Origin of the sequence: Corallococcus sp. AB011P (assembly GCF_003611605.1) — a bacterium.
Taxonomy (GTDB): domain Bacteria; phylum Myxococcota; class Myxococcia; order Myxococcales; family Myxococcaceae; genus Corallococcus; species Corallococcus coralloides.
Genome location: NZ_RAVX01000001.1, coordinates 1,212,390 through 1,239,138, shown reverse-complemented (window position 1 = coordinate 1,239,138; position 26,749 = coordinate 1,212,390). Strand labels below are relative to the sequence as shown.

General features: G+C 70.9%; 23 protein-coding genes. 16 read left to right on the top strand and 7 right to left on the bottom strand.

Annotation, left to right across the window (positions count from 1 at the left end):
* Positions 1–265: 265 nt before the first annotated feature.
* Together D7X30_RS05255 and D7X30_RS05250 are read left to right on the top strand one after the other, a co-directional pair.
* A complete protein-coding gene (locus D7X30_RS05255) occupies positions 266–1,354 on the top strand; it encodes a hypothetical protein (RefSeq protein ID WP_147443116.1) in 1,089 nt (362 codons plus the stop codon).
* Positions 1,351–1,956 carry an outer membrane beta-barrel protein gene (locus D7X30_RS05250; RefSeq protein ID WP_120561672.1) on the top strand — a complete coding sequence of 202 codons (606 nt, stop codon included), beginning with the start codon at positions 1,351–1,353 and terminating at the stop codon, positions 1,954–1,956. Before D7X30_RS05255 ends, D7X30_RS05250 begins: the two co-directional genes overlap by 4 nt.
* Before the next feature lie 12 nt (positions 1,957–1,968).
* Here D7X30_RS05250 and D7X30_RS05245 read toward each other — a convergent pair whose 3' ends face one another.
* Positions 1,969–2,379 (bottom strand): response regulator, encoded by a 411-nt coding sequence (locus tag D7X30_RS05245; protein WP_120561766.1) that lies wholly within the window; start codon positions 2,377–2,379, stop codon positions 1,969–1,971.
* Positions 2,380–2,677: 298 nt separating this feature from the next.
* Between D7X30_RS05245 and D7X30_RS05240 the strand changes: the two genes are divergently transcribed.
* Both D7X30_RS05240 and D7X30_RS05235 read left to right on the top strand, forming a co-directional pair.
* Positions 2,678–4,081, top strand: a complete 1,404-nt coding sequence (locus tag D7X30_RS05240) for a DEAD/DEAH box helicase (RefSeq protein WP_120561765.1) — start codon at positions 2,678–2,680, stop codon at positions 4,079–4,081.
* Positions 4,068–5,282, top strand: coding sequence for a DUF790 family protein (locus D7X30_RS05235; protein WP_120561671.1), 1,215 nt, complete (start codon positions 4,068–4,070; stop codon positions 5,280–5,282). Before D7X30_RS05240 ends, D7X30_RS05235 begins: the two co-directional genes overlap by 14 nt.
* Positions 5,283–5,296: 14 nt before the next feature.
* On the opposite strand, the gene D7X30_RS05230 is transcribed toward D7X30_RS05235, so the two are convergent.
* Positions 5,297–5,662, bottom strand: coding sequence for a helix-turn-helix transcriptional regulator (locus tag D7X30_RS05230; protein WP_120528580.1), 366 nt, complete (start codon positions 5,660–5,662; stop codon positions 5,297–5,299).
* 129 nt (positions 5,663–5,791) lie between these two features.
* Between D7X30_RS05230 and D7X30_RS05225 the strand changes: the two genes are divergently transcribed.
* The 4 genes from D7X30_RS05225 (at position 5,792) to D7X30_RS05210 (ending at position 9,798) form a co-directional block, all read left to right on the top strand.
* Positions 5,792–6,154, top strand: coding sequence for a response regulator transcription factor (locus tag D7X30_RS05225; RefSeq protein WP_120561670.1), 363 nt, complete (start codon positions 5,792–5,794; stop codon positions 6,152–6,154).
* A 76-nt stretch (positions 6,155–6,230) separates the two neighbouring features.
* Positions 6,231–7,070, top strand: a complete 840-nt coding sequence (locus D7X30_RS05220; protein ID WP_120561669.1) for a metallophosphoesterase — start codon at positions 6,231–6,233, stop codon at positions 7,068–7,070.
* A gap of 84 nt (positions 7,071–7,154) precedes the next feature.
* Complete coding sequence (locus D7X30_RS05215; protein WP_120561668.1) at positions 7,155–8,456, top strand: DUF418 domain-containing protein; 1,302 nt, start codon at positions 7,155–7,157, stop codon at positions 8,454–8,456.
* Between the two features lie 64 nt (positions 8,457–8,520).
* Positions 8,521–9,798 carry a DUF418 domain-containing protein gene (locus D7X30_RS05210; RefSeq protein WP_120561667.1) on the top strand — a complete coding sequence of 426 codons (1,278 nt, stop codon included), beginning with the start codon at positions 8,521–8,523 and terminating at the stop codon, positions 9,796–9,798.
* Positions 9,799–9,897: 99 nt separating this feature from the next.
* Here D7X30_RS05210 and D7X30_RS05205 read toward each other — a convergent pair whose 3' ends face one another.
* Complete coding sequence (locus D7X30_RS05205; RefSeq protein WP_120561666.1) at positions 9,898–12,153, bottom strand: M4 family metallopeptidase; 2,256 nt, start codon at positions 12,151–12,153, stop codon at positions 9,898–9,900.
* 364 nt (positions 12,154–12,517) lie between these two features.
* Here D7X30_RS05205 and D7X30_RS05200 point away from each other — a divergent pair, with 364 nt between their 5' ends.
* Entirely contained in the window at positions 12,518–13,492 is a 975-nt protein-coding gene (locus tag D7X30_RS05200) for an NADPH:quinone oxidoreductase family protein (RefSeq protein ID WP_120561665.1), read from the top strand.
* A 2-nt stretch (positions 13,493–13,494) separates the two neighbouring features.
* On the opposite strand, the gene D7X30_RS05195 is transcribed toward D7X30_RS05200, so the two are convergent.
* A complete protein-coding gene (locus D7X30_RS05195; RefSeq protein WP_120561664.1) occupies positions 13,495–13,911 on the bottom strand; it encodes a hypothetical protein in 417 nt (138 codons plus the stop codon).
* Positions 13,912–14,300: 389 nt separating this feature from the next.
* Here D7X30_RS05195 and D7X30_RS05190 point away from each other — a divergent pair, with 389 nt between their 5' ends.
* A complete protein-coding gene (locus tag D7X30_RS05190) occupies positions 14,301–17,315 on the top strand; it encodes an amino acid adenylation domain-containing protein (protein ID WP_120561663.1) in 3,015 nt (1,004 codons plus the stop codon).
* 13 nt (positions 17,316–17,328) lie between these two features.
* Here D7X30_RS05190 and D7X30_RS05185 read toward each other — a convergent pair whose 3' ends face one another.
* Positions 17,329–18,600 (bottom strand): endonuclease/exonuclease/phosphatase family protein, encoded by a 1,272-nt coding sequence (locus D7X30_RS05185; protein WP_120561662.1) that lies wholly within the window; start codon positions 18,598–18,600, stop codon positions 17,329–17,331.
* A gap of 289 nt (positions 18,601–18,889) precedes the next feature.
* On the opposite strand from D7X30_RS05185, the gene D7X30_RS05180 reads away from it, so the two are divergent.
* Both D7X30_RS05180 and D7X30_RS05175 read left to right on the top strand, forming a co-directional pair.
* Complete coding sequence (locus D7X30_RS05180; RefSeq protein ID WP_120561661.1) at positions 18,890–20,002, top strand: XdhC family protein; 1,113 nt, start codon at positions 18,890–18,892, stop codon at positions 20,000–20,002.
* A gap of 82 nt (positions 20,003–20,084) precedes the next feature.
* Entirely contained in the window at positions 20,085–20,672 is a 588-nt protein-coding gene (locus tag D7X30_RS05175; protein ID WP_120561660.1) for an NTP transferase domain-containing protein, read from the top strand.
* Here the strand turns inward: D7X30_RS05175 and rpiA are convergent.
* Together rpiA and D7X30_RS05165 are read right to left on the bottom strand one after the other, a co-directional pair.
* Positions 20,647–21,354 carry a ribose-5-phosphate isomerase RpiA gene (rpiA, locus tag D7X30_RS05170; protein WP_120561659.1) on the bottom strand — a complete coding sequence of 236 codons (708 nt, stop codon included), beginning with the start codon at positions 21,352–21,354 and terminating at the stop codon, positions 20,647–20,649. The two genes, D7X30_RS05175 and rpiA, sit on opposite strands and share 26 nt — an antisense overlap.
* Positions 21,355–21,381: 27 nt before the next feature.
* Complete coding sequence (locus D7X30_RS05165; protein ID WP_120561658.1) at positions 21,382–22,569, bottom strand: AI-2E family transporter; 1,188 nt, start codon at positions 22,567–22,569, stop codon at positions 21,382–21,384.
* A 360-nt stretch (positions 22,570–22,929) separates the two neighbouring features.
* On the opposite strand from D7X30_RS05165, the gene D7X30_RS05160 reads away from it, so the two are divergent.
* The 4 genes from D7X30_RS05160 to D7X30_RS05145 all read left to right on the top strand — a co-directional run bounded on the left by D7X30_RS05160 (position 22,930) and on the right by D7X30_RS05145 (position 26,730).
* The gene (locus tag D7X30_RS05160; RefSeq protein WP_233591387.1) at positions 22,930–23,283 is read left to right on the top strand and encodes a VOC family protein; all 354 of its coding nucleotides are present in this window, start codon (positions 22,930–22,932) and stop codon (positions 23,281–23,283) included.
* A 120-nt stretch (positions 23,284–23,403) separates the two neighbouring features.
* Complete coding sequence (locus D7X30_RS05155) at positions 23,404–24,753, top strand: hypothetical protein (protein WP_233591386.1); 1,350 nt, start codon at positions 23,404–23,406, stop codon at positions 24,751–24,753.
* Between the two features lie 64 nt (positions 24,754–24,817).
* Positions 24,818–25,750, top strand: coding sequence for a vWA domain-containing protein (locus D7X30_RS05150; protein WP_120561656.1), 933 nt, complete (start codon positions 24,818–24,820; stop codon positions 25,748–25,750).
* Complete coding sequence (locus tag D7X30_RS05145) at positions 25,750–26,730, top strand: VWA domain-containing protein (RefSeq protein WP_120561655.1); 981 nt, start codon at positions 25,750–25,752, stop codon at positions 26,728–26,730. Before D7X30_RS05150 ends, D7X30_RS05145 begins: the two co-directional genes overlap by 1 nt.
* Positions 26,731–26,749: the final 19 nt, after the last annotated feature.

Genomic DNA, 26,749 nt, shown 5'->3' with positions numbered 1-26,749 from the left:
GCCCTGTTTCCCCTGAAGCAGTGCGGCTTCCCCCCCACCGACTCCGTCCCCCCCGCCGTGCTGCCCGTCCCTGCTGCCGGGGTGCCTAAGCATTCGCCGTGCCGCCGCTCCTCCGCGACATATTCCCCTTTGATATCAGTGCCTTGCGCCATCCCACCCCGCAGAACGACCCGGGCTGTGGGCTCGGAGCCGGAAAAAACTCCTGACCCTTCGGGGCCCCGGCCTAACGTGTGACAGCCTTGTTGACGGGATGATGGAGGAACCCGTGCGCCTTCCGGTCGCCGCCGCACTGCTCAGCCTGGTCGCCTGCTCCGAATCGACCGAAGGCACCACGCCGAAACTCGAAGGCCTCATCAATCCGTTGCAGCGGCTCGTCACACCCGCGCACGTCTGCAACGCCGGAGGCGGCGTGGACGGATGGCGCCTGGAGCTCATCGGCAGCCGCTTCACCCCCGTGCCTCGCGACGCGCTCACCGACACACCCTCCGTGGAGATGCCGCAGGTCTCGCTGAGCGGCCCGAGCGACTACACGCTTCCCGAGGACCGCGTCTTCTTCGCGCGCACCGAGCTCATGCGGATGGACCTGCCCACCGCCGACAGCAAGCCGTGGAAAGTGCTCCCACCCGGCAGCTATCGCGTCGCCGTGACCAACCCCCTCGGCGGCACCTCCGAGCTCGAGGACGCACTGCGCGTCGTGCCTCCGCCGATCATCGATCGGGTCATCGCGCCCAATGGCTTTCTCTACAACGCCGCCAGTCCCCTCATCATCGAAGGCAGCGGCTTCCGCTCGGACGCGCTGCCGAGCATCGTCCTCCGGCGCGAAGGCCAGGCGGACCAGCCTCTCTTCACGCTCACCGTCGTCTCCGACACGCGCATCGAAACCGAGGTGCCACCCGCGACACCGGAGGGGTCCTATTCGCTCACCCTCAGCAACCCCGAGGGCTGCTCCTTCACGCCGCCCCTGCCGCTCAACGTCGGATACAGGAAGCTGGGCCCCCTCGTCGTGTCGCCCTCGAGCGGTCCCGCCACGGGCGACACGGTCATCACCTTCACCAACCTCCTTCACAGTGGCATGGAGCCCTTCACGCCCGGCGCCCACGACGTGTACCTCGTCGCGCCCGTGAAGACGGATCCCAGCCAGACGGTGAACATCCCGCTGTACGGCGTGAACTACGTCTCCCCGACACAGCTCCGGGCCACCGTGCCCAACTGCTCGGGCTTCGACCCGCGGCCCGTCACGGATCCCTCGTGTCCCGGCGGCGTCGTGCCCGGCACCTATGGGTTCATCGTCGCGGACTCCACCGGCGCCTACGCAACCGTCCCCGCGTCCTCTGGCTTCACCGTCTCCCCATGAACGCCCTCGCCCTGCTCGCGGCCGCGGCGCTGGCCGCCGCCCCCTCCTCCAAGAAGGACAACGGAGGCCCCCTCTTCATCGCGCCCAAGGTGGGCTTCATCAAGCCCGTCACGTCGCTCGGCGGCGACCTCTTCCTGGGCGGCGAGGTGGGCTACCTCATGCCCTTGCTCCAGCGGCGCCTCGCGCTGGTGCTGGAGGTGAACTACTACCGGCCCTCCATGTCGGGGACGCTGCGCGGACCCCAGTTGGACAACCTGGGCCAGCCCATCGAGGCGCCGTACACGCTCGCCGAGCGAGAGGTGGCCATCCAGCTGTCCGCCGTGTTCCGCTTCCCCCGCGCGTTCGGGCCGCTCACGCCCTACGTGGGCGCGGGCCCCGGCCTGTACCTGCACCGCGCGACGGTGGAGTCGTTCGACAGCACCACGTCGGAGAGCGGCGGCGGGCTGGGCTTCCAGGCACTCGCGGGCGTGGAGCTGCCGCTGGGTCCGGGCGGCGCCTTCCTGGAGGCGAAGTACCACTTCGCGCCAGTGGACTTCCTCACCACTGGCGACGTGAACGCGGGCGCGGTGCTCGCGGCCCTGGGCTACCGGCTGCGCCTGTAGTCGCGCGGTGGCTCAGGCCCGTCCCACCGGCGGGCGCAACATCCGCAGCAGGTGCTGGGCCAGCAGGTCGCGCGTGGCCTGGAGCACCGAGCCCATCAAGTAGTGCAGTGCCTCCGCGGTGTCGCCGTGGGCTTCGCGCACGCGCTCGGAGCGGCCGTCGAAGATGCGCAGCCGGCCGGGCACCAGCGAGATGACCGGCAGCGACGGGTGCCGCTTGCGCAAGAGCCCCAGGAACAGCGGGTGGTCCTCGTCCGGGCGGCGCAGGTCCACCACCACCAGCGCGGGCTTGTTCTCCGCGATGGAGGCGAAGGCGTCATCGGGCTCGCCCGTGGCGGACACCTCCACGTCCGGCTCCGAGTCCAGGAAGCGGCTGAGCAGCGCACGGGACGCCGCATGCGGGCTGACGACCAGGACCCGCATCAGCGCGCCAACGCCAGGAAGGACGCGGGACTCCAACCTGCGGGCGGTACAGGGCGAACAGCGGCGGTGCGGGTCCAGGGCATAAGTGGAGCAGGTAACGCCCGGCCCCCCCTCAAAGCAATCCGCCCTGCGTCCAGAAGGCACGCCGTGCCGCCAGGCAGCCAATCGTCCGCGCCCGTGGCTTCTTCCGGCCGCGCGGGCCAGAGTGGCGGCGCGCCTTCCAACCCGCTACTTCCCATCCCGCGCGAGTCTCCCCCCACGTCGGTTCCCCTCAGAGTCCCGAGCGTCCGCCATCGAGCCCCTGCCCTCCCCCCTCACCGAGCTGCACTACGACAGCGGCACGCTGGTGGCCCCGACGCTGCCCGACGACGAGCGCCTGCACGCGCTCTTCCAGAAGGACGGGCGCACGGGCGTCTTCCGAGCGCCCGCGCTGCACTACCGCGACGTCGTCCTGCGCCTGCGCGAATGCGGGCTGCCCTACGAGGACCGCGCGAAGCGCTTCGAGCCGGCGGAGCTGCCCCTGGCGGTGCCCATCGAGCCGTTTCCGCATCAGCGCGCGGCGCTGGACGCCTGGACGCGCGCGGGAGGCCGGGGGCTGGTGGAGCTGCCCACCGGCGCGGGCAAGACGCTGCTGGCGGTGCTGGCCATCGCGTGGGTGAAGCGGCCCACGCTGGTGGTGGTGCCCACGTTGGATTTGATGGCGCAGTGGCAGGGCGTGCTGGCGAAGCACTTCGCCACCCCGGTGGGCATGGTGGGCGGCGGCGTCAATGACCGTCAGACGCTGACGGTGACGACGTACGACTCCGCGGCGATGCAGATGGAGTTCACGGGCAACCGCTTCGGCCTGCTCATCTGCGACGAGTGTCACCACCTGCCCGCGCCCAGCTACCGCTTCATCGCGGAGGGGACGCTCGCGCCCTACCGGCTGGGACTCACGGCGACGCTGGAGCGCGCGGACGGCGGCGAGCGCGTGTGCGAGGAGCTCCTGGGCCCGCTGGTGCACCGCACCGGCATCGACGAGCTCCAGGGCCAGTACCTGGCGCCCTACGAGGTCCGCCGCATCGAGGTGCCGCTCACGCCCGACGAGAAGGCGCGCTACGACGAGGCGCGAGGCCGGTACATCACGTTCGTGCGGAAGCTGGGCGTGCCGCTCGCGTCGCCGGAGGGCTGGGCGCGCTTCCTGGCGCAGAGCCAGCGCAGCGACGAAGGGCGCGCGGCGTACCGGGGCTACCGGGAGCAGCGCCGCATCGCGCTCACCTCCAGCGGCAAGCTGGACGCGCTCTGGAAGATACTGCTGGAGCACCGCGAGGACCGCGTCATCGTCTTCACGGACGACAACGAGACCGTCTACACGCTGGCGCGCAGGCTGCTCCTGCCCGCGCTCACGCACCACACGCCGCTGCCGGAGCGAAAGGCGCTGCTGGCCGCGTTCGCCAGCGCGGAGCTGCCGGTGCTGCTCACCTCGCGGGTGCTCAACGAAGGCGTGGACGTTCCGGACGCGCGCGTGGGCGTGGTGCTCAGCGGCAGCGGCAGCGTGCGCGAACACGTCCAACGCCTGGGCCGCATCCTGCGAAAGCGCCCCGGCAAGCGCGCCCTCTTGTACGAGGTGTGCTCCGCGCAGACGGCGGAGAGCGGCATCAGCGAAAGACGCCGGCAGCACCGCGCCTACCAGGAGCCGGAGGGCCCTCCCAATGCTGACGCGTGAGCTGCTCGCCTCGCGCGTGCGCGAAGGCATCCTGCGCCCCTCCTTCGTGAAGACCCACGACCCGTCCCTCCAGGCGCTCGCGAAGGAGCTGCTCGCGGACGCGGAGTCCTTCCGGGGCCAGAGCCGCGACGACGTGGAGGAGGCCTTCAGCCTCAAGGCCGGCGCGTTCAGCCGCCCCAAGGTCGCGCGCGGACTGGTGAAGCTGCTGCTCGACCGGCTCCTCTTCGACGAGGCCGGTGAAGGCGCCACGGAGGCGCGCTGGCGCACGCTGCTCGTGGGCGCGAAGGTGCTGCGGACCCTTTCGCCGGACACGACGCTGGAGGCCTACGAAGCGCGCCTCACCGAGGCCCTGGACGCGCCGCTGGCGGACACGCGCGAGGCGCTCTACTCGGACCTGCCCGGCAACCGGAAGCTGCTCGGGTGGGAGGGCGAAGCGCTCACGCAGCAGGGGCTGCTGGACCGCTACAACCTGGCGCTCGCGCAGGGGCCGCTGCTCAACGCACGGCGCCTCACCCTGCGCGCGCGGTCGCCGGAGCTGCTGCGCGTGCGCAAGCTGCTGCGCTGGTTGAAGTTCTGCCGGCTGGTGGCGGAGGTGCGGCGCGACGGCGAGGACTGGTCCCTGGAGGTGGAAGGTCCCGGCGCCATGCTGGCCCTGCAGAAGAAGTACGGCCTGCAGCTCGCGAGCTTCCTCTCCGTGGTCCCCATCCTGGAGCGCTGGGAGCTCTCCGCGGTGCTGGAGGACGCGCGCAAGCAGTCCACGCTCCAGCTCTCCCACGAGGATCCGCTGGTGTCCCCGCTGCCCGCCGCGCTGGGGCACGTGCCGCCGGAGGTGACCGCGCTGGCGGAGGGCTTCGAGGACGCCGCCTGGGAGCTGGACCTGACGCCCCTGCCCCGCCACACGGGCGCCGCCGGCCTGTGCGTGCCCGACCTCACCTTCCGCCACCGGAAGACGGGCCAGGAGGTCGCGCTGGAGCTGTTCCACCCGTGGCACGCGGCGCCGCTGTCACGCCGGCTGGCGGAGCTGCGCGCGCGTCCGGACGCGGGACTGCTCCTGGGCGTGGACCGCGCGCTGGCGAAGGAGCCGGCGGAGCGGCAGGTGCTGGAGGATCACCCGCAGGTGGTGCTCTTCAACGGCTTTCCCTCCGTCCGGAAGCTGCGGGAGCGGCTCGCGCGATGGGACGGCGCGGCGAAGGCCGGCTGAGCACCGGAGCGCCTTCAGCTCCGGGGTTTGAACTGCGAGGCCAGCACGCTGAGGATGCGGATGGAGCCCCGGTCCAGTTGCTTCGCGCGGCGCAGCAGCCGGCGCAACTCCGCGGACTCGCCGTAGTCGGACGGAGGCTCCGCGGCCCACTTCACGTCCTGCGACGGCTTGAGCCCCAGCGCCTCGTCCGCGGAGATGGACAACACCACGCACAACCGGCGGAAGGTCTGGATGCTGGGCAGCATGTGGCCGCGCTCCAGGCGCCCGTAGACCTCACTGGCGATGCCGATGCGCTCCGCCACGTCCGCCTGGGTCAGGTTCAGGCGGGTGCGGGCGACGCGGGCCGCGCCTCCGAGCCGGGATGCGAGGGTCTTTTCCATGGGGTCGTTAACCTACCGGGTTCGCCCATGTCGATATGACTTGAGAGGTTGGCTTCCAAGAACTTCCGGGGTAGGCTTTTCGCGACACAACCTCTTGCGTCTAGCTTGGTCGCACCACCCATTGCCTTCATGCGAGAGCCCTCCAGCCCACCACCCAGCTTCCTCTTCGTGGACGCGGATCCGCGTGCGCTGGCCGCGCTGCGACGGCTCTCCAGGCACCTGCCCGGAGACAAGCGCTTCGCCCTGGGCATGCGCGAAGCGGAGCGGCTGATGGTGGAAGCGGAGCCGTCCGTGGTGGTGTGCGGCTACGGCCTGCCGGATGGTGACGGGCTGTGCCTGCTCACGTGCGTGCGCGCCCGGCATCCGCGCGCCGCGTGCGCGCTGCACACCACGCATCCCCCGTCGCGCGGGCTGCGGGAAGAGGGCATCACCTGGATGGACCGCGCCGCGCCGCCGCAGCAGGTGCTGGCGCTCCTGGCGTCGTTGAGCTGACGGCGAGCTGACGGCCGGGCGTTCCCATGGCGTGCGCGGCGGGGAGCGTTAAGGTAGGGCCTTCCCCACGCACGCCATGAAGCTCTACGCCATCAGCGACCTGCACCTGCGGCACAAGGAGAACCACGAGGCGCTGGCCGCACTCGCGCCACGTCCGGACGACTGGCTCATCGTCGGCGGCGACGTGGGCGAAACGCTCGCGGACATGGAGCTGATGCTGCGCACGCTCACCGCGCGCTTCCGCCAGGTCGTCTGGGTGCCGGGCAACCACGAGCTGTGGACCATGCCCTCCGAACAGCCTCCGCTGAAGGGCGAGGCGCGCTACCTGCGCATGGTGGACCTGTGCCACCGCTACGGCGCGCTCACGCCGGAGGATCCGTATCCGCGCTGGCCCGGCGAGGGCCCGCCCCGCGTCATCGTCCCCATGTTCCTGGGCTACGACTACACCTTCCGCCCGGACACCGTGCCCGTGGACAAGGCGCTGGAGTGGGCCTGGGAGGACGACCTGATGTGCACGGACGAGGTGCTGCTGCATCCGGAGCCCTACCCCACCCGTCAGGCCTGGTGCCACGCGCGCGTGGAGCGCACCCGCGCGCGGCTGGAGCGGCTGCCGCCGGAGTGCTCCACCATCCTCATCAACCACTATCCGCTGCGCTACGAACACGTGCGGCTGCCGCGCATCCCGCGCTTCTCCATCTGGTGCGGCACGCGCCTCACCGAGGACTGGCACACGCGCTACCGCGCGGAGGTGGTGGTGACGGGGCATCTGCACATGCCCGCCACGCTGTGGCGCGACGGCGTGCGCTTCGAGGAGGTCTCCCTGGGCTACCCCATGCAATGGCGCCACCGGGGCGGCCTGGAGCGCTGCCTGCGCGAGGTACTTCCCGGTCCGCGGACGCCCGCCCCAGCGCCGTGACGTCGCGAGTCACCGCTCGACGCGGGCCGCGTCCCACCCCGCGCGTTTGACGTTGCGGAGCTCGCGGGCGTGTAGTTGCGCACCATGCCCGAGCCCTCCTCCGCCGGCCCCGTCGAACTCTCCGAGCGTGTGCACCTGCTGGACGCCCTGCGCGGCTTCGCGCTGCTGGGCGTCTTCGTCTCCAACAGCCTGAGCTGGTTCAGCGGCCGGCAGCTCCTGCCGAGTGAACAGGCACAGGCGCTGGCCGCGCCCATGCTGGAGACGGTGGTCCGCCAGCTCTACGCCTTCTTCGTGGACCAGAAGTTCGTCACCCTCTTCTCCCTCCTCTTCGGCCTGGGCTTCGCGCTGCAGCTGACGCGCGCGGAAGGGCGGGGCACGTCCATCGTGCCGGTGTACCGGCGCCGGCTGCTCGTGCTGCTGGGCATCGGCCTTACGCACATGTTCGGCATCTGGGTGGGGGACATCCTCAGCACCTACGCGCTGGTGGGCTTCGTGCTGCTGCTGTTCCGCCAGCGCTCGGACAGGACGGTGCTCACCTGGGTGGCGGTGCTCTTCGTCGTCCTGCCGCTCACGCTCTCCATCGCGCAGCGCTTCGGCCCGGAGCTGCTGCACGGCAAGGAGGCCGCGGAGCAGGCCGCCAAGGCCACGCACGAGGAGGAGGCCGCGCACCGCACGGCGTTCCTCACCGGCCTGTCCAGCGAGTCCGTGCTGACGTCGCAGAAGGCCAACGCCCTCTTCGCCTGGCAGAACCTGCCCAATCCGGGACGCCCCATCTGGCTGTGCATCATCCTGGGCCGCTTCCTGCTGGGCCTGTGGGCCGGACGCCAGAAGCTGCTGGAGGACGTGGAGCGCCACCGCAAGCTGCTCGTGCGGGTGATGGCATGGGGGCTGGGCGTGGGCAGCGCCGCCGCCACCCTGTCGTTGGTGCTCTATCTGAGGAACCGGGGCGCCCCCGGGGGCCCCGGCGGGCAGCTCAACCCGCCGGTGTGGATGGTGGGCATGCGCACCCTGCGGGAGGTGGGCTACCTCTTCATGGGCTGCGGGTACGCGGCGGCCTTCGCGCTGATCTTCCAGAAGGAGCGCTGGCGCAAGGTGCTGGGCGTGCTCACGCCCGCGGGCCGCATGGCGCTGACGCTCTACCTCATGCAGTCGGTGATCAGCATCGGGCTGTATGACGGCTGGGGCCTGGGGCTCGTGGGCCACACGCCGCCGTCGCGCACCGTGCTCATGTGCCTGGGCGTCTTCGCGGCGCAGGTGGCCTTCAGCCACTGGTGGCTGGCGCGCTTCCGCTTCGGCCCGGTGGAGTGGCTGTGGCGCTCGCTCACCTACGGCCGCGCGCAGCCCATGCGCCTTGCCACTGCCGGCGAGGCGCGCGCGGCGCACTGAGCTGTATCAAGAGAGGGGGCGCGTGATTTGACGCTGCCAAGGGCGCCAGCGTGTAGTGCCCGGCATGTCCGAGTCCCCTTCCGCCGGTCCCATTGAAAGCGCGCAGCGCGTCCACGCCCTGGATGCGCTGCGCGGCTTCGCGCTCCTGGGCGTCTTCATCTCCAACAGCCTGAACTGGTTCAACGGCCGGCTGCTCCTGCCGAAAGAGCAGGCCCTGGCGATGGGCGCGCCGCCGCTGGAGCTCACGGTCAATTCGCTCTTCGCGCTGCTCGTCGAGCAGAAGTTCGTCACCCTCTTCACCTTCCTCTTCGGCCTGGGCTTCGCGCTGCAGATGACGCGCGCGGAAGGGCGTGGCGCCTCCATCGTTCCGGTGTACCGGCGCCGCCTGCTCGTGCTGCTGGGCATCGGCCTTACGCACATGTTCGCCATCTGGATGGGCGACATCCTCACCACCTACGCGCTGGTGGGCTTCCTGCTGCTGTCGTTCCGCAAGTGCTCAGAGAAGACGGTGCTCGTCTGGGCGGCGCTGTTCCTGTTCGTGGTGCCCACCATCCTCTCCATCGGGCAGCGGGTGCTCCCGGTGATGCTGGACGGCGCGGCGGAGACGGAGCGCGCCCAGAAGGCCACGCGGGAGGAGGAGGCGGAGCGCCGCGCGGCGTACCTCGCCGGGCTGTCCAGCAACTCGGTGGTGACGACCCAGCAGGCCAACGTGGCCTACGGCTGGGCCAGCATCCCCAACCCCAACCGCCCGGTGCTGCTGTCCATCATCCTGGGCCGCTTCCTGCTGGGCCTGTGGGCCGGGCGCCGGGGGCTCTTGCAGGACGTGGAGCGCCACCGTCCGCTGCTGCGGAAGCTGGCCGCCTGGGGACTGGGGGTGGGCGGCGTCATCGGGCTCGGGGTGCTGGCGCTCAACCTCGCGTACCGGGGCGTGACGAGCCTGCCGGGGTGGCTGGTGTGGATGCGCATCCCGAAGGACGTGGGCATCCTCTTCCTGGGCGTGGGCTACGCGGCGGGCTTCGCGCTGCTCTTCCAGAAGGAGCGCTGGAGCAAGGTGCTGGGGGTGTTCACGCCCGCGGGCCGCATGGCCCTGACGCTCTACCTCATGCAGTCCGTGCTGAGCCTGTGCGTGTATGACGGCTGGGGCCTGGGACTGGTGGGCCGCACGCCGCCGTCGCTTTCGTTGCTCCTGAGCGGGGCCCTGTTCGCGGGACAGGTGGCCTTCAGCCACTGGTGGCTGGCGCGCTTCCGCTTCGGCCCGGTGGAGTGGCTGTGGCGCTCGCTCACCTACGGCCGCGCCCAGCCCATGCGCCTGGGCCCCACCGCGGCGCCCGCGGTGAACTGAAGCGGGACAAAAAAGAACCCCGGGTCCCGCGAGGAGGCGGGAGCCCGGGGTCTCAGGAGCGGAGCGCGGCACCTTCGCCGCGCCCCACACCTTCAGGCACTACTTGACCTTGTAGGAGGCCGCGAACACGGTGTTGATGTAGCCGTCCACCTCGGTGTCGACCAGGCTCGGCACACCGACAACCGTGATGTAGTACTTGCCCGCCGGGATGTTGCGCAGGATGACGCTCTCCGTCGCGCTCTCCCTCACGCCACGGCCCAGGTAGGACGTGAACGTCGGAGCGGCGGCGGCCTGCACGTAGACGTCGGCGTTGCCCTCGCCCTCGCCCAGCGCGATGGACAGCGTGTTGATGCCGGAGTCCTTCTTGAACTCAGGCATGTCGATGATGAAGGTGCGGGTGGAGCCCGGCACGCCCGAGAGGCCCTCGATGCGGGTCTCGTTGCCGATGTCCTCGAAGCCACCCTTCCAGGTCACGGACAGGCTGGTGCCCGTGTAGGTCGTGAAGCCCTTGATCATCACGTACCAGATGCCCTTCGCGCCGGAGGTGGCGAAGGTGCAGGTCTCCGCGTTGCCGGACTTGTACGGACGGCAGTCGTACAGGGAGTCCGTCGGGGCGTTGTTCTTGCGGACGTAGAGGTCCGCGTCACCCGTGCCACCGGACAGCGTGAAGGTCACGTCCGTGGCGCCCTCGGGGATGGTCACCGAGTAGTACACCTTGCTGCCGGAGGTGCCGTTGATGCCCGTCACGGGCACGCCCTTCTCGATCGGCGTGGTCACCGGAGGAGGCACGGGCACGCCCACGCCCACGGCCTTCCAGGCGTTGCCGACATCGGCGATCTCCGCCGCGGTGAAGCCCAGCTGCGTCGCGGCCTGCTCCGACGCGGTCTTCGCCGCCTCGAAGTTGGAGGACGCGGTCAGCAGGTCGGCGTTGATCTTGTAGAAGACCTTGGCGGCCTTCTCGAAGCCGATGCCGTTGACGACCTGGGTCGTCTTGGCGCGCGGGTGCGTGCCACCCTGGGACATCAGGTAGAACGCCAGGTTGGAGATACCCGAGCTGTAGTGCACGTCCACGCCCGAGCCGTAGTCCGGGTAGTAGTCGAGCGAGTCCCCGTCCTGCGTGGGGTTCTTCATGTAGCGCAGGCCGTCACCCGGGATGCTCGGGGTCCAGACGTCGTCGCCGACGATCCAGGTGCCCTCGTCGATGACCTTGCCCTTGCCGTACCACTCGCAGACCGCGCCGAAGATGTCGGAGATGGACTCGTTGAGGCCACCGGACTCGCCGGAGTAGGTGAGGTTGGACTCGTACTCCGTCACCGCGTGCGTCAGCTCGTGCGCCGTCACGTCCAGCGAGTTCGCCAGGTTGGAGGCGTTCACGCCGTCGCCATCGCCGTACACCATCTGGGAGCCGTCCCAGTAGGCGTTGACGTAGTTGTTGCTGTAGTGGACGTAGCTCTTCAGCAGGTGGCCGGCGTTGTCGTACGAGTCACGACCGAACAGGCTGCTGTAGCAGTTGTAGACGGTGCCGAGGTGGTCGTAGTTGTTGTTGATGACCGGGTCGGCGACCGGGGCCTCACCCTCGAAGCGGCCCTTGACGGCCGTGGGCAGGCTGGTGCGGTGCTGCAGGTCCCACACCTCGCGCTTGAGCGCGGAGTGGATGTGCGGAACGCGCTCGAAGACGTCGCCCGTCTTGGCGTTCACGTACACGGAGTCATCCACCGGGGTGGAGTCCTTCAGCTCGCCCTGGACGCGAATCTCGTACGCCAGGATGAGCTCGTTGCCCGAGCGGCGGTAGACCAGCTGGGGCTCCGCGTTGGAGGACGCGCGCTCCGGGGAGCCGCGGTCGCCGATGGCCGCCGCGATGGCCGCGTCGGACGCGATGGTGGCCTTCAGCTCGCCCTGCAGGTCGCCACGGGCGTTCGTGTTCACCGCGAACACGGAGCCGTTGCGCGCGTGCAGACGGAGCTCGGCGTCCTGAACCAGGATGCCGTTCTGGGTCACGCCGTAACGGTAGTGGGTGTCACCGTCGAAGCCGACGTAGGCGCGCTTCAGGAACAGGTCGTTCGCGTTCAGGCGGAACAGCGGCGCCACGCCCGCGAGCACCGGCGCCAGCTGCTGCTGGGCCGCGATGCCCTGGATGGCCGAGGGAGCGGGAACGGAGCCGAAGGAACCGGTGAGGAAGGTGGGGACCGCGTCGGAGTCCGCCGCGATGACCTTCTGACCCGCCGACAGGTTGGCGGAAGCCTTCTGGATGTTGGCGTCCTCCGTGTTCGCGGCAGGAGCGCCATCAGTGCAAGCGCCGACCATCAGGGACAGGGCTGCGGCACCCAGGGCGCCGCGTACTCGCTTCTCGTACATGTAATCCTCCTAAGGGGAAAGATTAGGAAACACTGTGCCACAGGAGAGGCGCGTATTTCAAGTACAGGCGAGATTTCTACTTTTACATCGTTTCTCAGACTTCGAGATATCTCGCAACTGCTTGAAATGACGGAGGGACTCACGCAGCCCGCGGAGAACGGGGTTGATGCTTCAAACCGGGAAGGCGGTTACTTCATGTTTGAAGCACCTGTCGGCGGATGCGTGCAATGAGTGAACGGCGGGGAGAAATTGCCGTCTCATTTATTCCCGACCCGGGTGGGTCCCGTGTCACCGGTGACATCCACGGGGGCTCTGAGGGCGGGGCAGGCGGGCTAGCGTCCCGGGCCCAGGAGGCGACACACACATGCGCGCATTGCAGCTTCAGCGGCTGGAGGGGCCGGAGGGCCTGGCGATGGTGGAGGTCCCGGAGCCGGAGGCCGGAGACGGGGTCCTCATTGATGTGGTGGCGGCCGGGGTGAGCTTCCCGGATCTGCTGCTCAGCCGGGGCCAGTACCAGATGAAGCCGGAGGTGCCCTTCGTGCCGGGAGTGGAGGTGGCGGGCGTGGTGCGCGCCGCGCCGGCGGGGGCGCGGGTGAAGCCCGGCGACCGGGTGATGGGCTTCTCCTTCACCCTGGGCGGCTTCGCGGAGGCCTGCGTGGTGGCGCCGGAGCTGGCCTTCCCCATTCCGGAGGCGTGGAGCTTCGAGCAGGCGGCGGGCGTGGTGATGAACTACCACACGGCGCACTTCGCGCTGCACCGGCGCGGGCAGCTGCGCCAGGGAGAGACGGTGGTGGTGCACGGCGCGGCGGGCGGCGTGGGCACCGCGGCCGTGCAGGTGGCGAAGGGCGCCGGGGCGCGTGTGCTGGCGGTGGTGAGCGACGAGCGCAAGAAGGAGGTGGCGAAGCGCGCGGGCGCGGACGTCGTCCTTCTATTGAAGGATTTCCAGGCCGGCGTGCGCGAGGCCACGGACGGCCGGGGCGCGGACGTGGTGCTGGACCCCGTGGGCGGCGACGTCTTCGAGAAGAGCCTCAAGGTGCTGGCGCCGGAGGGGCGGCTCCTGGTGGTGGGATTCGCCAGCGGCCAGATTCCCTCCGTCGCGGTGAACCGGCTGCTGCTGCGCAACATCACCGTGGTGGGCGTGGCGTGGGGCGCCTTCCTGATGCAGGCCCCGGAGCTGCCGGGAGACATCGCCAAGGAGCTGGAGGCGCTCGCGGCGAAGGGCATCCTCGATCCGGTGGTGGGCCGCGTCTTCCCCTTCGAGGACGGCGCGCAGGCGCTGCGTGAGCTGGAGTCGCGCCAGGCCGTGGGCAAGATCGTCCTGAAGGTGAAGGCCGGCTGACGTCACTCCTCGGGCAGAGGCAGGGGCGTGGGAGTCCCCGCCTCGCGCTCCAGGACGTCCGCGGCGCGGGCGTCCCGGGGCAGGCCGAAGCGGGCGCGCGAGCACATGAGGAGCTGGCCCGCGAAGACGCTGTCCGCCAGCGCGTCCGCGTACAAGCCGTGGGCCTCGCACAGGCGGGCCCGCTCATCCACCAGCCGGGCAAGGATGCGCGCCTGCTCCGGGTGGGCGAAGAGCCCGACGACGGAGCGCGCGTCGAAGCGGGCGAGCGTGTCGTACTCCATGCCCAGCGTCGTGATGCACACCTCGCGGATCCGCTCCAGGCACGCGTCCCAGGAGGCGCGCGACCGGGCGATGTCCGGCACCGAGCGGCCAAGCTCGCGGACGGCGTTGAGCAGGAAGGCGTGTCGTAGCGAAGGCATCCGGTCCTCCACTACAGCCCAGCCCCCCTGAATCATCCAGCGCCTCAGGGGGTGCGACCCCACCCCGACGAATCAGGTTGTACCCACCCGCCGGAGGCTCGCGCGCGGCGGCGGCACACCTCCACGGCAAAAAGACAGACATCGTCACCCTGGCGTGGGGATGCGCGCCCGCAACGCTCCAAAGATATATCCAGACAGGAATGACATACACGGCGTGCGGGCGTCCTCTGGCGGAGACGGGGGCGCGGATGACCCGAGCGGGTGTGTCTCAATCAAGACTCGGCGTGTATCACCGCGCGGTTCCTACGTATTGCGCGGACGCTGCCAGTCTTTAGACTTTTCAAACGCGAAGCCCCCGCGCGCGAGTCACCACATCCAAGGAATGCACCATGGCCCTTCCGTCCACGCTGCGTCTTCCCCCGACCGCGGAGATCGCCTTCGGCTCCACGGTGCTGAAGCAGCCGGAGCTGTTGCGCCGGGCGTCCCGGGTGGCGCGGCGGCTGCGGGCCGAGTGGAACGTGCGGCCGGGAGACCGCGTGGGGTTGATGGTGGTGCCCGGGGCGGAGGTCATCCCGGCCATCCTGGGCATCTGGATGGCGGGCGCGGCCTACGTGCCGTTGGATCCCTTCCTCCCAGATGAGCGACTCCTGCGCATCCTGCGCGACGCGGGCCTGCGCGGCGTCGTCACGCAGCGCATGCACCGGGTCTCCGTGGGGCTCCTGGAGACATGGCTGGGGACTCCCCTGCCCTTCCTGGAGGCGGATGCGGCGGCGGTGGACACGACGGAGGACGGCGAGGTCTCGGACGTCATCGACGCGCCGCCGGACCGGCCCGCCTACCTCATCTACACCTCCGGCAGCACGGGTGAGCCCAAGGGCGTGGTGTGCACGTTCCGGGGGCTCGTGAACCTGGTGCACGGCGTGGGGCCGCTGCTGGGCCTGGGGCCGGACACGCGGCACCTCCAGTTCGCCAGCATCAACTTCGACGCGTCCGTGTGGGAGGTGTTCCCCACGCTGTTCGCGGGCGGCACCGTGGTGCAGGGCACGCGTGAGGACCTGCTGCCCGGCCGGCGCATGGCGGAGTACCTGCGCCAGCAGCGCGTGACGCACCTGTGCCTGCCGCCGTCCGTGCTGGGGCAGTTGGGGCCGCACGTGGACACGCTGCCGGACGTGGCGTGCGTGGTGATGGCGGGCGAGCGCTGCCCGGCGCCGCTCGCGGAGCGGTGGCATGCGTCCGGCCGCCGCGTCTTCAACGCCTATGGCCCCACGGAGGGGACCGTCTGCGCGACCGCGTACCGGGTGAAGGGCGGCGAGTCGCCCGTGCCCATCGGCCAGGCGCTGCCGGGCGTGCAGCTGCGCGTGGTGGGACCGGATGGACAGGACGTCGCGGTGGGCGCGACGGGCGAGGTGTGGATTGGCGGCGAGGGCGTGGCGGAGGGCTACCGCAACCAGCCCGAGCGCACGCGGGAGCGCTTCCCCACGGACGCCCGGGGCGCCCGGTGGTACCGCACCGGTGACGAGGCCATGCGCCGCGCGGATGGGGCGCTCGTGTTCCTGGGCCGGATGGACCAGCAGGTGAAGCTGCGCGGCTTCCGCATCGAACTGGAGGCCATCGAGCAGGCGCTGTACGCGTACCCGGGCGTCGCGCAGGCGGCGGTGACGGTCTTCGAGCACACGGACGCGCAGGGCCAGACGACGGGCCTGCTGGTGGCGTACCACAGCGTGCAGGAGGGCCACACGGTATCGCTGGACGCGCTGCGCGCGCACCTGGGCGTCGTGCTGCCGGACTACATGGTGCCGCACCGCTTCGTGGAGCTGCCGCGCCTGCCGCTCATGCCCCACCTGGGCAAGGTGGACCGGCAGGCCCTGCCGCCCCCGGCGGACTGGGTGGGCGCCACCGCGTCCGAAACCCGCGCCGCTCCCGAGGCGCCCTCCGTCCCCGCGACCTCCATCGACCGGCTGTGCCGCGCCTTCGAGCGGGGCCTGCACGCGGCCCCGGGCACCGTCACCGCGAACACGCACTTCTTCCAGGCGGGCGGTGACTCGCTGGGTGTGGCGCACGTGCTGGCCCAGGTGGAGGAGGACTTCGGCGTGTCGCTGCCGTCGCGCCGCGTGTACTCGCACCCCACGCCCCAGTTGCTGCTGCCCTTCTGCGAGGCCGGCGCGGCCCCGGCCGAAGCAGGCCCCCAGGGCGTGCGCGCCACGCTGCTGACCGATGCGCGGTCCGCCGCCCTGCCCCCGCTCGCGACTCCCGTGCTCGTCACGCAACCGCCTCGCACGCTGCTGCTCACGGGGGCGACGGGGTTCCTGGGCATCCACCTGCTGGCCGCGCTGGCGCCCCGCGTGGAGCGCATCCACTGCCTGGTGCGGGCGCGCGACGACGCGGAAGCCGGCGCGCGGCTTCGCGCCACCGCTCGCAAGTACGGCGTGCACCTGCCCTGGCGCGACGGGCGCATCCAGGCGGTGGCGGGCGACATCACCCGGACGCGGCTGGGGCTGGAGGCGTCCGTGCATGACGCCCTGGCGCTCCAGTGCGACGCGGTGGTGCACTCGGCCGCGAGCATCAGCTACATCCTGCCGTACGCGGACGCGGGGAGGCCCAACGTCGCCGGCACGCAGCAGGTGCTGGCCTTCTGCGCGCACGGCCGCGCGAAGCCCCTGCACCACGTGTCCTCGCTCAGCGTCCACGGCGCGGTGGGCACGCTGCTGGGCCTGGAGGAGGTGGACGAGGACTTCGCGCTGGAGCGCTCGCTGGACCTGATGTCCTACGAGAATGGCTACACGCGGGCCAAGTGGGTCGCGGAGCGGCTCGCCGTGGACGCGCGCGACAGCGGCCTGCCGGTCAGCATCTACCGGCCGGGCTTCATCCAGGGCCACAGCCGCACGGGCATTGGCAACGCGGACGACATGCTGTGCCGGCTCTTGGTGGGCAACGCGCAGCTGGGCATGTCGCCGGACCTGCCGGACAAGTACTGGCTGCCGGTGCCGGTGGACTACGTGGCCAGCGCCACCGCGCACCTGGTGCTCACCCAGGCGCCGGGCGGCACGTACAACCTGGCGCCGGAGCGCGAGCAGGAGCCGAGCCACAATGCCCTCTTCGACATGCTGGGCGAGCACGGGCACCCGGTGCGCCGCGTGGCGCCGGCGGTGTGGCTGCGCGAGCTGGGACGGGTGGGGCCGGACAACGCCCTCTTCCCGTTGGTCGCGTTCCTGCGGGAGAAGGTCTACCACGGCACCCGCACGGTGCTGGAGCTGCACCACCGCACGCCGCGCGTGCGCACGGACCACACCCGCGCCGCGCTGGCGGGCACGGACATCCAGTGCCCGGACATCGACGCGGCCCTGCTGCGCCGCTACGTGAAGGACCTCTTCGCGCGCCACCGCTCCGCGGCCCTCGCCGCGTAGCGGGGGCGGGACGTCAGTGGTGCGGCGGGAACGTCACCTGTCCGTCGCCGAAGCGGTAGTGGGCCACCACCGGCTGGTGGTCCGAGGACTCGGTGGAGCGGTCCACCTCGAAGAGGACCGGAAGCAGGGAGCGCGTCGCGTAGAAGTTGTCGAAGCGCTTGCCCGTGGCGTGCACCACGCCGTGGCTGTCCGGGTGCGAGGTGAGCGTGGCGCAATCCGCGATGTCCTGCAGGCGCCACCACGCGGGGCTGTGCTTGGGAATCTGGCCGGAGCTCAGCTCCTGACGGGCGTGATGGGGCGTCGTCAGCGAGTGGTCCGCCAGCCGCACGCGCACCGTCGTCGCGTGGCACACCGTCTCCGGCAGGTCCTGCTCCAGCGTGTGCAGTTCGTGGCGCAGGCGCGGGTCCGCGATGTTGCCCACGCCGCGGTCGCCCACCGTGACGTTGTGCATGTCGTCGCCGTAGCGCTGACGGAACTCCTCGATGGTGTCCGTGTCGTTGTCCTGCTTCGGGTGCAGCAGGTGCGCCACCAGCCAGGAGCCGCCCCGCTTGATGGCGGTGTTGGCGTTGAAGTCGCCCAGTACGACGGCGGGGACACCTTCGCGGCGGCGCAGGAGCGCGTTGAGCTGGCGCAGGTTGAGGGCGTTGATGGCCGAGTCCCCCAGCGCGTGGTGCAGGTTGTAGAGGTAGAGCGGGCGCCCCCCCACCTGGAGCTTCAGCCACAGCACGCCCCGGTCCTCCACCAGCTCTCCCGCGTAGCCCTGGCGCGCGATGGCTTCATTGCGCTCGGCGTCGGTGAGGACGTAGGTGAAGTGCGCGGCGTCCACGATGGGGTGACGGCTCAGCCAGGCCTTGCCGTTCACCAGCCGGGTGCCGTCGTCGCCGTCGCTGCCCTGGTACGCCAGGTGGAAGCCGAAGCGGGACGCGAGCAGCACCGACATGGGCACGCCCGCCTCCTGCAGGCCGATGACGTCCGGCATGCGGTCCTGGGCCTCCAGTTGGGTGAAGTACTCCAGCAGCGCCTCCTGACGCTCGCCGCCCATGAGGATGTTGTAGCTCATCACCGTGAGGCCCGGTCCCCGGGGCGCGCGCGGCGCGGGGTGGTGCACGATGAAGGTGCGGCCGTCTCCCAACCGGCGCTCGCTTGAAGGCAGCGGCACGGCCTGGAAGTCCGGCAGGGTCAGGGTGGGGTCACGCTTTGGCAAAACATCCTCCTGCCCGCCCGGCTTGCGTCCGAGCAGGTGTCCGACGGCGGGCAGGTGTTCCAGCACTTCGGGCATCTTCATGCCGCCCTCCCCTTGCTGGGGCGCCAGGCCCGCGGGGTGCCATGAGCAAAGGGGAAGCGATGTCGGGCGTCATGCCGTCGCGCTGTGGGTTCCACCAAGCCTCCATCCAGAAGTCCTCCGCTCAAGTTCGTGGCGGCAGGCCTTGTCTGCCAGCGTCATGCAGGGGGCGGGCGGTCGGCCGGATGGTTGCCCTGCGTGCGCCGGGCATGAATTGGACGTCGGACGGTGCACATCCGTCCGGGGCGGAATCGGCCCGGGCATGAGGCCCGGATGGTTAGATGGGTGGGCGATGAAGGAACTCGATGACCTGCTGCGGGCATGCGGACGTGCCTCCGGTCCGGTGGTGTTGGCGACGGTGGTGGCGGTGTCCGGTTCGTCGTACCGGCGTCCGGGGGCCCGCATGTTGATGGGCGCGGACGGCTGGCTCGCGGGCGGGGTGAGCGGCGGGTGTCTGGAGGGAGACCTCGTGCGCAAGGCCTTCTTCTGGACGTCGGATGGGCCGCGCGTGCTGCGCTACGACACCACGGGCGACGCCGCGGAGGACGAGGGCGGCCTGTCGTTCGCGCTTGGTTGCAACGGCGTGGTGGACATCCTGCTGGAGCGCTGGGCGCCCGGCCCGGGTGACGCGCTCGGCTTCGCGGCCGAGGCGCGCAAGCAGTCGCTGCGCGCGGTGGTGGCTACCGTGTACCGGGGCCCCGCGGACGCGGTGGGTTCGCGGCTGATGCTGCGCGAGGACGGCGTGTCGGCGGGCAACCTCACGGGCGCGCTGCTCGAGCCGGTGCGCGCGGCGGCGACGGAGGCGCTGGTTCGCGGCGTGCCCTGGAGCGGCGCGTGCGGGGGCGCGGAGGTGCTGGTGGAGGTGGTGGAGCCGGCGCCGCCGGTGGTGGTGTTCGGCAGCGGCTTCGACGTCGCGCCGGTGGTGGCGCGCGCGCAGGGGCTGGGGTGGCACCTCACGGTGGTGGCGGACCGGCCCGTGGAGCTGCTGCGCCGCAGGTTCCCGCGCGCCCAGGCGCATGTCGCGTCGCGGGCCAGCGAGGTGCTGGAGAAGGTGCCGCTGTCCGCGCGCAGCGTGGTGCTGGTGATGACACACAGCCTGCCGCAGGACCGGGAGCTGCTGGAGCGGCTGGCGCCGCTGCCGGTGCGCTACCTGGGAGTGCTCGGGCCTCGCGCCCGGACGGAGCGCATCCTGCGGGAGCTGGCGCGCCCGCCCACCGCCGCGCAGTTGGAGAAGCTGCACGCGCCCATGGGATTGGACCTGGGCGCGGAGGGCGCGGACGAGATTGCCCTGTCCATCATCGCGGAGGTGCAGGCGGTGCTGGCCGGGCGCGACGGGGGACGGCTGCGCGAGCGGCAGGCGCCCATCCACGCGGAGGCCATCACGCCGGAGCGCAGGTCGGCGTGAGGGACCGCATCAGCGAGATGCACGCCACCGACGGGCTCAGCACGCGCACAGCGCATGAGCCCACCCGCGCGCGGAGGCGCGCATGACCGTCGCCATCGTGCTGCTCGCCGCGGGTAGCTCTTCGCGGCTGGGACAGCCCAAGCAGCTGTTGCGCCACGAAGGCACGTCGCTGGTGCGGCGCGCGGCGGAGCGGGCCCTGGCCGCGAGCCCGGTGGTGGTTGTGGTGCTCGGTGCGCGGCGCGAGGACGTCGCCTCGGAGCTGGACGGGCTCGCCGTGCGGTGCGTGGACAATCCGGAATGGGCGCTGGGTCAGGGCTCGTCACTGCATGCGGGCCTGCGGGCACTTCCTCCGGACGTGGACGGCGCGCTCCTGATGCTCTGCGACCAACTCCGCGTGGACGCGGTCCACCTGCGCTCGCTCATCGACACCTTCGAACGCACGCGCGCGCCCATCGTCGCGTCCGCCTACGCGGGCACCCGGGGCGTGCCCGCCCTCTTCTCCCGCGCCCTCTTCCCCGAGCTGGAGGCCCTTCCTCCCACGGGCGGCGCACGCGGGCTCATCGCCCTGGACCCTTCGCGCGTCGTGGAGGTTGTGCTGCCCGGCGGCGAGGAGGACGTGGACACCGCCGAGGACGCCCTGCGCCTCACGCGCCCCGGACGCGGTGGGTGATGCCCTCCGGCCCGGCCACCACCAGGTCGGTGGTCAGGTTCAGGAACAGGCCGTGCGCCATCACCCCTGCGCGGGACTCCAGCTTCGCGGCCAGCGCCGCCGGGTCGCTGATGGGACCGAAGTCACAGTCCAGCACCACGTTGCCCTGATCCGTGTGGTACGGCGCCCCGTCCAACGCGAGCCGCACCACCACGCGTGCTCCCAGCGACTCCAGGAACAGCGCCTGCGAGCGCCAGCCGAAGGGCAGCACCTCCACCGGCACCGGCCACTTCGTGCCCAGCCGGGGCGACAGCTTGGCCGCGTCCACCACGATGATCTCGCGGCGGCTGGCCTGCGCCACCACCTTCTCGCGCAGGAGCGCCCCACCGCCGCCCTTGATGAGTGACAGGTCCGGCGCCACCTCGTCCGCGCCGTCGATGGTGAGGTCCACCACCGGGTGCACGTCCAGCGTGGTGAGCGGAACGCCCAGCGACGCGGCCAGGGACTCTGTCGCGTGCGACGTGGGGATGCCCACCACGTCCTTCAACGTCCCGGCGGAGAGCAGCGCACCCAGCCGCCGCACCGCGTACGCGGCCGTGCTGCCCGTGCCCAGCCCCACCACCATGCCCGGCTGGATGAAGTCCACCGCGCGCTCCGCCGCCGCGCGCCTCTGGGAAGCGGAAACACTCTCGTCGGAAGTCATGGCTGGCTCTGAGGAAGGAGGGCGGCTTCAGTGCGGCGTCCCAGGATGCCCGGAGTCGGCCGGAGGCGCACGCCGCGCTTCACGCTGTGGCGGCGCGAGTGGACCCGCCAACAGTGCCTCGTCCGCGTTCCCCAGGCCGGAGGGCGGGGCCATCTCCTGACGGCGCTCCCGCTTCCACGTCTTGCGGCGCTCACGCTGCACCTCCGTGAGCAACACCTGCCCCGCCGCCGCCGCCGGCACCGCGAGGATGACGCCCAGCAGCCCCGCGACGGAGCCTCCCACCAGCGCCACCAGTGAGATGAGCAGCGGGTTCATCTTGATGGCGCGCCGCTGCACCAGGGGGCTGAGCAGGTGGGCCTCGAGCTGCTGGTAGACCATGAACAGCGCCAGCGCGAGGAGCGCCCGCTTCGAGCCCACCGACGCCAGCGTGGTCACACTCACCAGCAGCGCGGTGATGACACTGCCGATGTACGGGATGAGCCCCAACACCATCGCCACCAGGCCGAGCGGCAGGAAGTACGGCACGCCCAGCGCCAGCGACATGCCGGCCGTGAAGGCGCCGCCCACGGAGACGATGAGCAGCGTGCCGACGAGGTAGTTGCCCACCGCCTCGCGCATCCGGCCCACTACGCGGCGCACGCGGGGACGGCTGCGCGGGCGCACCCAGCCCAGGATGCTCGCGTAGAGGTCGTGCCCGAAGAGCAGGCCGAACACGGCCAGCGCCAGCACGGTGACGCCCGCGCCCAGCAACTCCACCGTGGACGACAGCACGGTGATGAGCGGCTTGGCCAGCACGCCGGGCTCCATGTTGAACGCGTCCTGCGGATGCGACAGCACGCCGAAGTGCTCGTCCAGCTTCCGCACCCAGGGCGCCTGGGTCAGCTCCGTGAGGAAGACCGGCGCCGCCTCCACCAGGTGCTGGAGCTGCTCCACGAGCAGCGGCACCAGCGTGAGGATGAGCAGGCCGATGACGCCCAAGAGCGTCAGCGCGATGAGCGCCACGCCCAGCCCCCGGCGCAGGCCCCACGACTGCAGCCGGCGGACGACGGGCTCCGCCGCCAGTCCCAGCAGCAGCGCCGCCGCCAGCAGCGTGAGCACGGGCCCCAGGCTCCGCATCGCCGAGCCTAGCAACACGAGCAGCACCACCTGGGCACCGACCGACCACACCGTCCGGGGCGGCACGTAGACGGGGAGCCCCCTGCGCGAAGCCTTCATGCCCCCAAGGTAGGGAGTCCGGGCATTCCAGGCAGGCGACGGAGCACCGTGAAGCAGGCAGTCAGCCGAGGGCTACCAGGAGTCGCTGCCACCGCCTCCGCCAGAATCTCCGCCGCCTCCGCCCCAGTCCGAGGAGGAGCTGGACGAATCACTGCTGAAGGACGACGAGGAGCCGTAGCTGGACGAGGAGTGTGTCACGTCCCCCATGAAACCGTCCCCTTGTCGCTTCGGCCCGGTCCCCCCCGGATCCGCGCCCGACGATACGTCAATTCCGTCCCGGGCCCGATAATGGCTCCCGTGTGCGTGGCGCCCGTCCATCGCTCCGGGCAGACTGCCGCGCCCATGGACAAGCCCCAGACAATGCGGTCGTTCGTGAAGCTGCTGGTGACGGATACGCAGGCTTCCGTGCGCTTCTATGAAGGCCTCGGCTTCGAACGCATCGCGTCGGAACCTCCCATCCTCCGCCTCCAGTGGGGAGGCGAGTCGGACGTGTACCTCGTGAGCCATCCTTCAAGCCTGAAGCTGGAGGGACGAAAGGGCATGGGCGTGCTCGTGGGCTTCCGCGCGGGCTCGGACGGCGTGGACGCGGTGGCCGCGAAGGCGGCGGCGCTGGGCGCGCACGTGGAAGGCCCCACGGAGCAGCCCTGGTACACCCGCGAAGTCGTCGTCACGGACCCGGACGGCTACCGGCTCAACTTCATCGAGCCCGCCTGACGCCCGGCCTCCACTTTCGCTCCGCGCCCCGTCCTCTTAAGGGGCGTGGAACGAACGATGGAATCCACGCCGTTGCGCGGACCCGGGGATGCCGCCCCGCCACTTGATTGCCCCAGCGGCTTGCGCCAGCCTGTCGCGGCCTCCGTGAGCCCGCCCCGCTACTTCGTTCCCCACGCCGCCAGCCCGGTCGAACCCGTGCCGTGCGATGCCTCGGAGGTCGTCCACGTCCTGGACGCCTTCCGGCTGGAGCCCGCGTACCTGGGTGAGCCCGAGTGGTTCGTCTGCACCGACGTCGTGGGCCAGCTCCAGCTCATCCCCGGCAGCGAACGCGCGCGGCTGCCCGCGTCCGTGCAGGCGCAGCTCGCGCACCATGAAGTCGCCTCCGGCAAGCCTCCGCGCCGCCTGGCCGCGACGGAGCTGTTCTTCTTCTCCCCGGAGGTGGTGGAGCACCCCTCCAACACGGAGGGCTTCAACGACCCCGTCTACCTCTACGGCACGCTCACGGGACCGTGGCCGGGCAACGCCGTCACGCGCGTGAACGGGCAGCTCACCGTCACCCGCGGTGACGTGCTCGCGGGCTTCGCGCATGGCGCGCAGGACGCCTTCCACTACGTGAAGGACGCGGAGAGCCGCGACTTGCCTCGCGCGTACCACGCGCTGTTGCCGGGAGACCGCGCGGATCAGCTGGCGCAGGGGCGTGGGCTCGTCCTCACCTACCCCGCGGTGCCCGCGGAGTTGCAGGCCCACCACGCCGCCAACGGCGCGCAGGTCGCGAGCATGCTGCACACGGTGCTCACCCAGCTCCAGGAGGACGCGCACACGAACCAGGGCCCCCAGGCCATCGCTTCGCTGGAGCTGCCCGTGCCGAGCCGCGCGATGGCCATCGCGGACCTGGAGCTGCGCGGCTACGAGGTGAAGGGCGACATCGCCACGCCGCGCCCCACGAAGGGCGGGCTGGTGGGGAAGCTCGCCGGCTGGCTCCAGGACGAGACCGTGCGCGTGCCCCGGGAAGCGCCGCCTCCCGAGTTCCTGGAGCTCGCGCGCCGCGTCCTGCCGCTCCTGCCGGGCTGGCCCACGGAGACGGAGCGCACGCTGCGCGCCCACGTGCTCGCGGGCACGCTGTCCCCGGGCACGCCGGTGATGCGCCCCACGGTGCCTCGCGCGCCCACGCCTCCCGCGTCCATCCCGCCGCGCCTGCCCACGCCGCCCGTTCGCTCCAGCGACTGGATGCAGGACTTCATCGGCGCGCATGGCAAGCCCGGCGGCGCGAAGCCGCGCCTCACGCAACTTCAACCGAAGCCCGCGCCCCGGCCGCCTCCCGCGAAGCCTTCATCCCCGGCCTCATGGCAGTCGGACTTCGCCCCGGCACCGGCTCCGGTCGCGCCCGCCCATCCGGCCACCAGGCAGCAGGAGAAGGCGCCCGCCACGCCCGGCAAGAAGCCAGACTGGATGAGCGACTTCGATGACTGACCCCGTCCGTTTGCGGTGCTCGCACACCGGGCGATAGCGTTTTCACCCTCCAGAAAGGCAGACCATGGGACACGAGAAGCCGATCGAGCCGTTTTCGGACCTGCACCGCGAAGGGGATCACGTGCGCGCGGTGCTGCTGCACGACCCCACGGTGGAGGGCCTGGACATGGCCATCTACATGGACGCGTCCGGCAGCATGCGCGAGGAGTACGCCTACAAGGCGCAGCAGCGCACCTTCCTGGAGTGGCTGCGCGGCGCGCCGATGAAGGAAGCCTCCAACGACGTGGAGCCGCAGGTCCGGTGGATGCTGGAGTATCTGGCCACCAAGGACCGCAACGGCCTCTTGCGCGTGGCCTACTGGGCCTGTGGCACCAACGGCCGCCAGGTGGAGCCCGTGGGTGAGCTCAAGGGCACCGACGTGAAGCAGTACAAGTTCCCCGGCGCGAAGCAGCTGGGCGGCTTCACGTACCTGGAGCCCGCGCTGCGCGACTACGTGAAGTACCTGGAGGAGCAGGTGAAGGTGGGCGCCAGGCGCGGCTGCGCCATCATCGTCACCGACGGCCGCCTCCATGACGCCGAGGCGGTGGAGAAGTTCTCCGCGGAGGTGGCGAAGAAGATCGCCTCCGGGCGCCTGCCGCGCATCAACTTCGTGCTGGTGGGCGTGGGCGACGACATCGACGAGGAGCAGCTGGAGCACATCGCCCACGCGGAGTACCCGGGCGTGGGCCACCTCTGGTGCCACCGCATCGCGAAGGAGATCACCCAGGTCGCGGAGCTGGTCGCCGTGCTGGTGGACGAGACGATGACGGTCGCCGCTGGCGGCACCATCTACGACGACAAGGGCAAGGTGCTGAAGACGTACGAGGGCCGCCTGCCCGCGGTGCTGGAGTTCGAGGTGCCGGAGGAGGCCAAGAGCTTCACGCTGGAGGTGAACGGCCAGCGCTACACCCAGCCGCTCCCCGACGAAGACCACGACGAGGACGAGGACCACCACTGATGGCCGGCCACGAAGTCATCAACCGCCCCTTCTCCGACGTCCACCGGATGGGCAACAAGGTCGTCGCGACGCTGCTGCACGACCCCACCGTGGAGGGCCTGGACGTGGCCCTCTACATGGACGGCTCCGCGAGCATGGAGAACGCGTACGGGCCGCGCGGCATCCTGGCGAAGCTCGCCCCGGTGAAGAACCAGGTCGAGCCGCAGATGCAGTGGATGCTGGAGTACCTGGCCAACAAGGACCGGGACGGCAAGGTGCGCGTCACCTACTGGGCCTGCGGCGACGGCACCCAGCTGGAGATGGTGGGCGACCTCACGGGCCCGCAGGCCAAGGGCTACCGCTTCCCCGGGCCGAAGTCCTACGGCAAGGCCACGGTGATGCTGCCGGTGCTGCGCGACTTCGTGGCGCACATCAAGCAGCAGGTGGGCGAAGGCGCCAAGCGGGGCCTGGCGGTCATCATCACGGACTCGCAGATCAACGACGCCCATGACGTGACGGCCTACGCCACGCAGGTGGCCAAGGAGATCGCATCCGGCCGCCTGCCGCGTATCAACTTCGTCTTCATGGGCGTGGGCGAGCACGTGGACGAGGAGCAGATGGAGGAGATCTCCCATACGACCTATCCGGGCGTGGGACACCTCTGGTGCCACCGCCACGCGGACCGCATGGAGGAGATGGCGGAGCTCGTGGCCGTGCTGGTGGACGAGACGATGACCGTCGCCGCTGGCGGCACCGTCTACGACGAGCAGGGCCAGGTCCTGAAGGTCTACGAGGGCCGCCTGCCCGCGGTGCTGGAGTTCGACATTCCCCCGACGTGCAAGCGCTTCACGCTGGAGGTCGCCGGCCAGCGCTTCGACCAGCCCGTCCCCGAGGAGCACGAGGACGAGGACCACCACGACGAGGACGAGGACGAAAAGCCCCAGGCGGCAACGCCTCCGGCCGCCGCGTCCTCGCATTCACGCCGCGGACACCGCCACTAGGCGACAGGAAGAGCCAAGC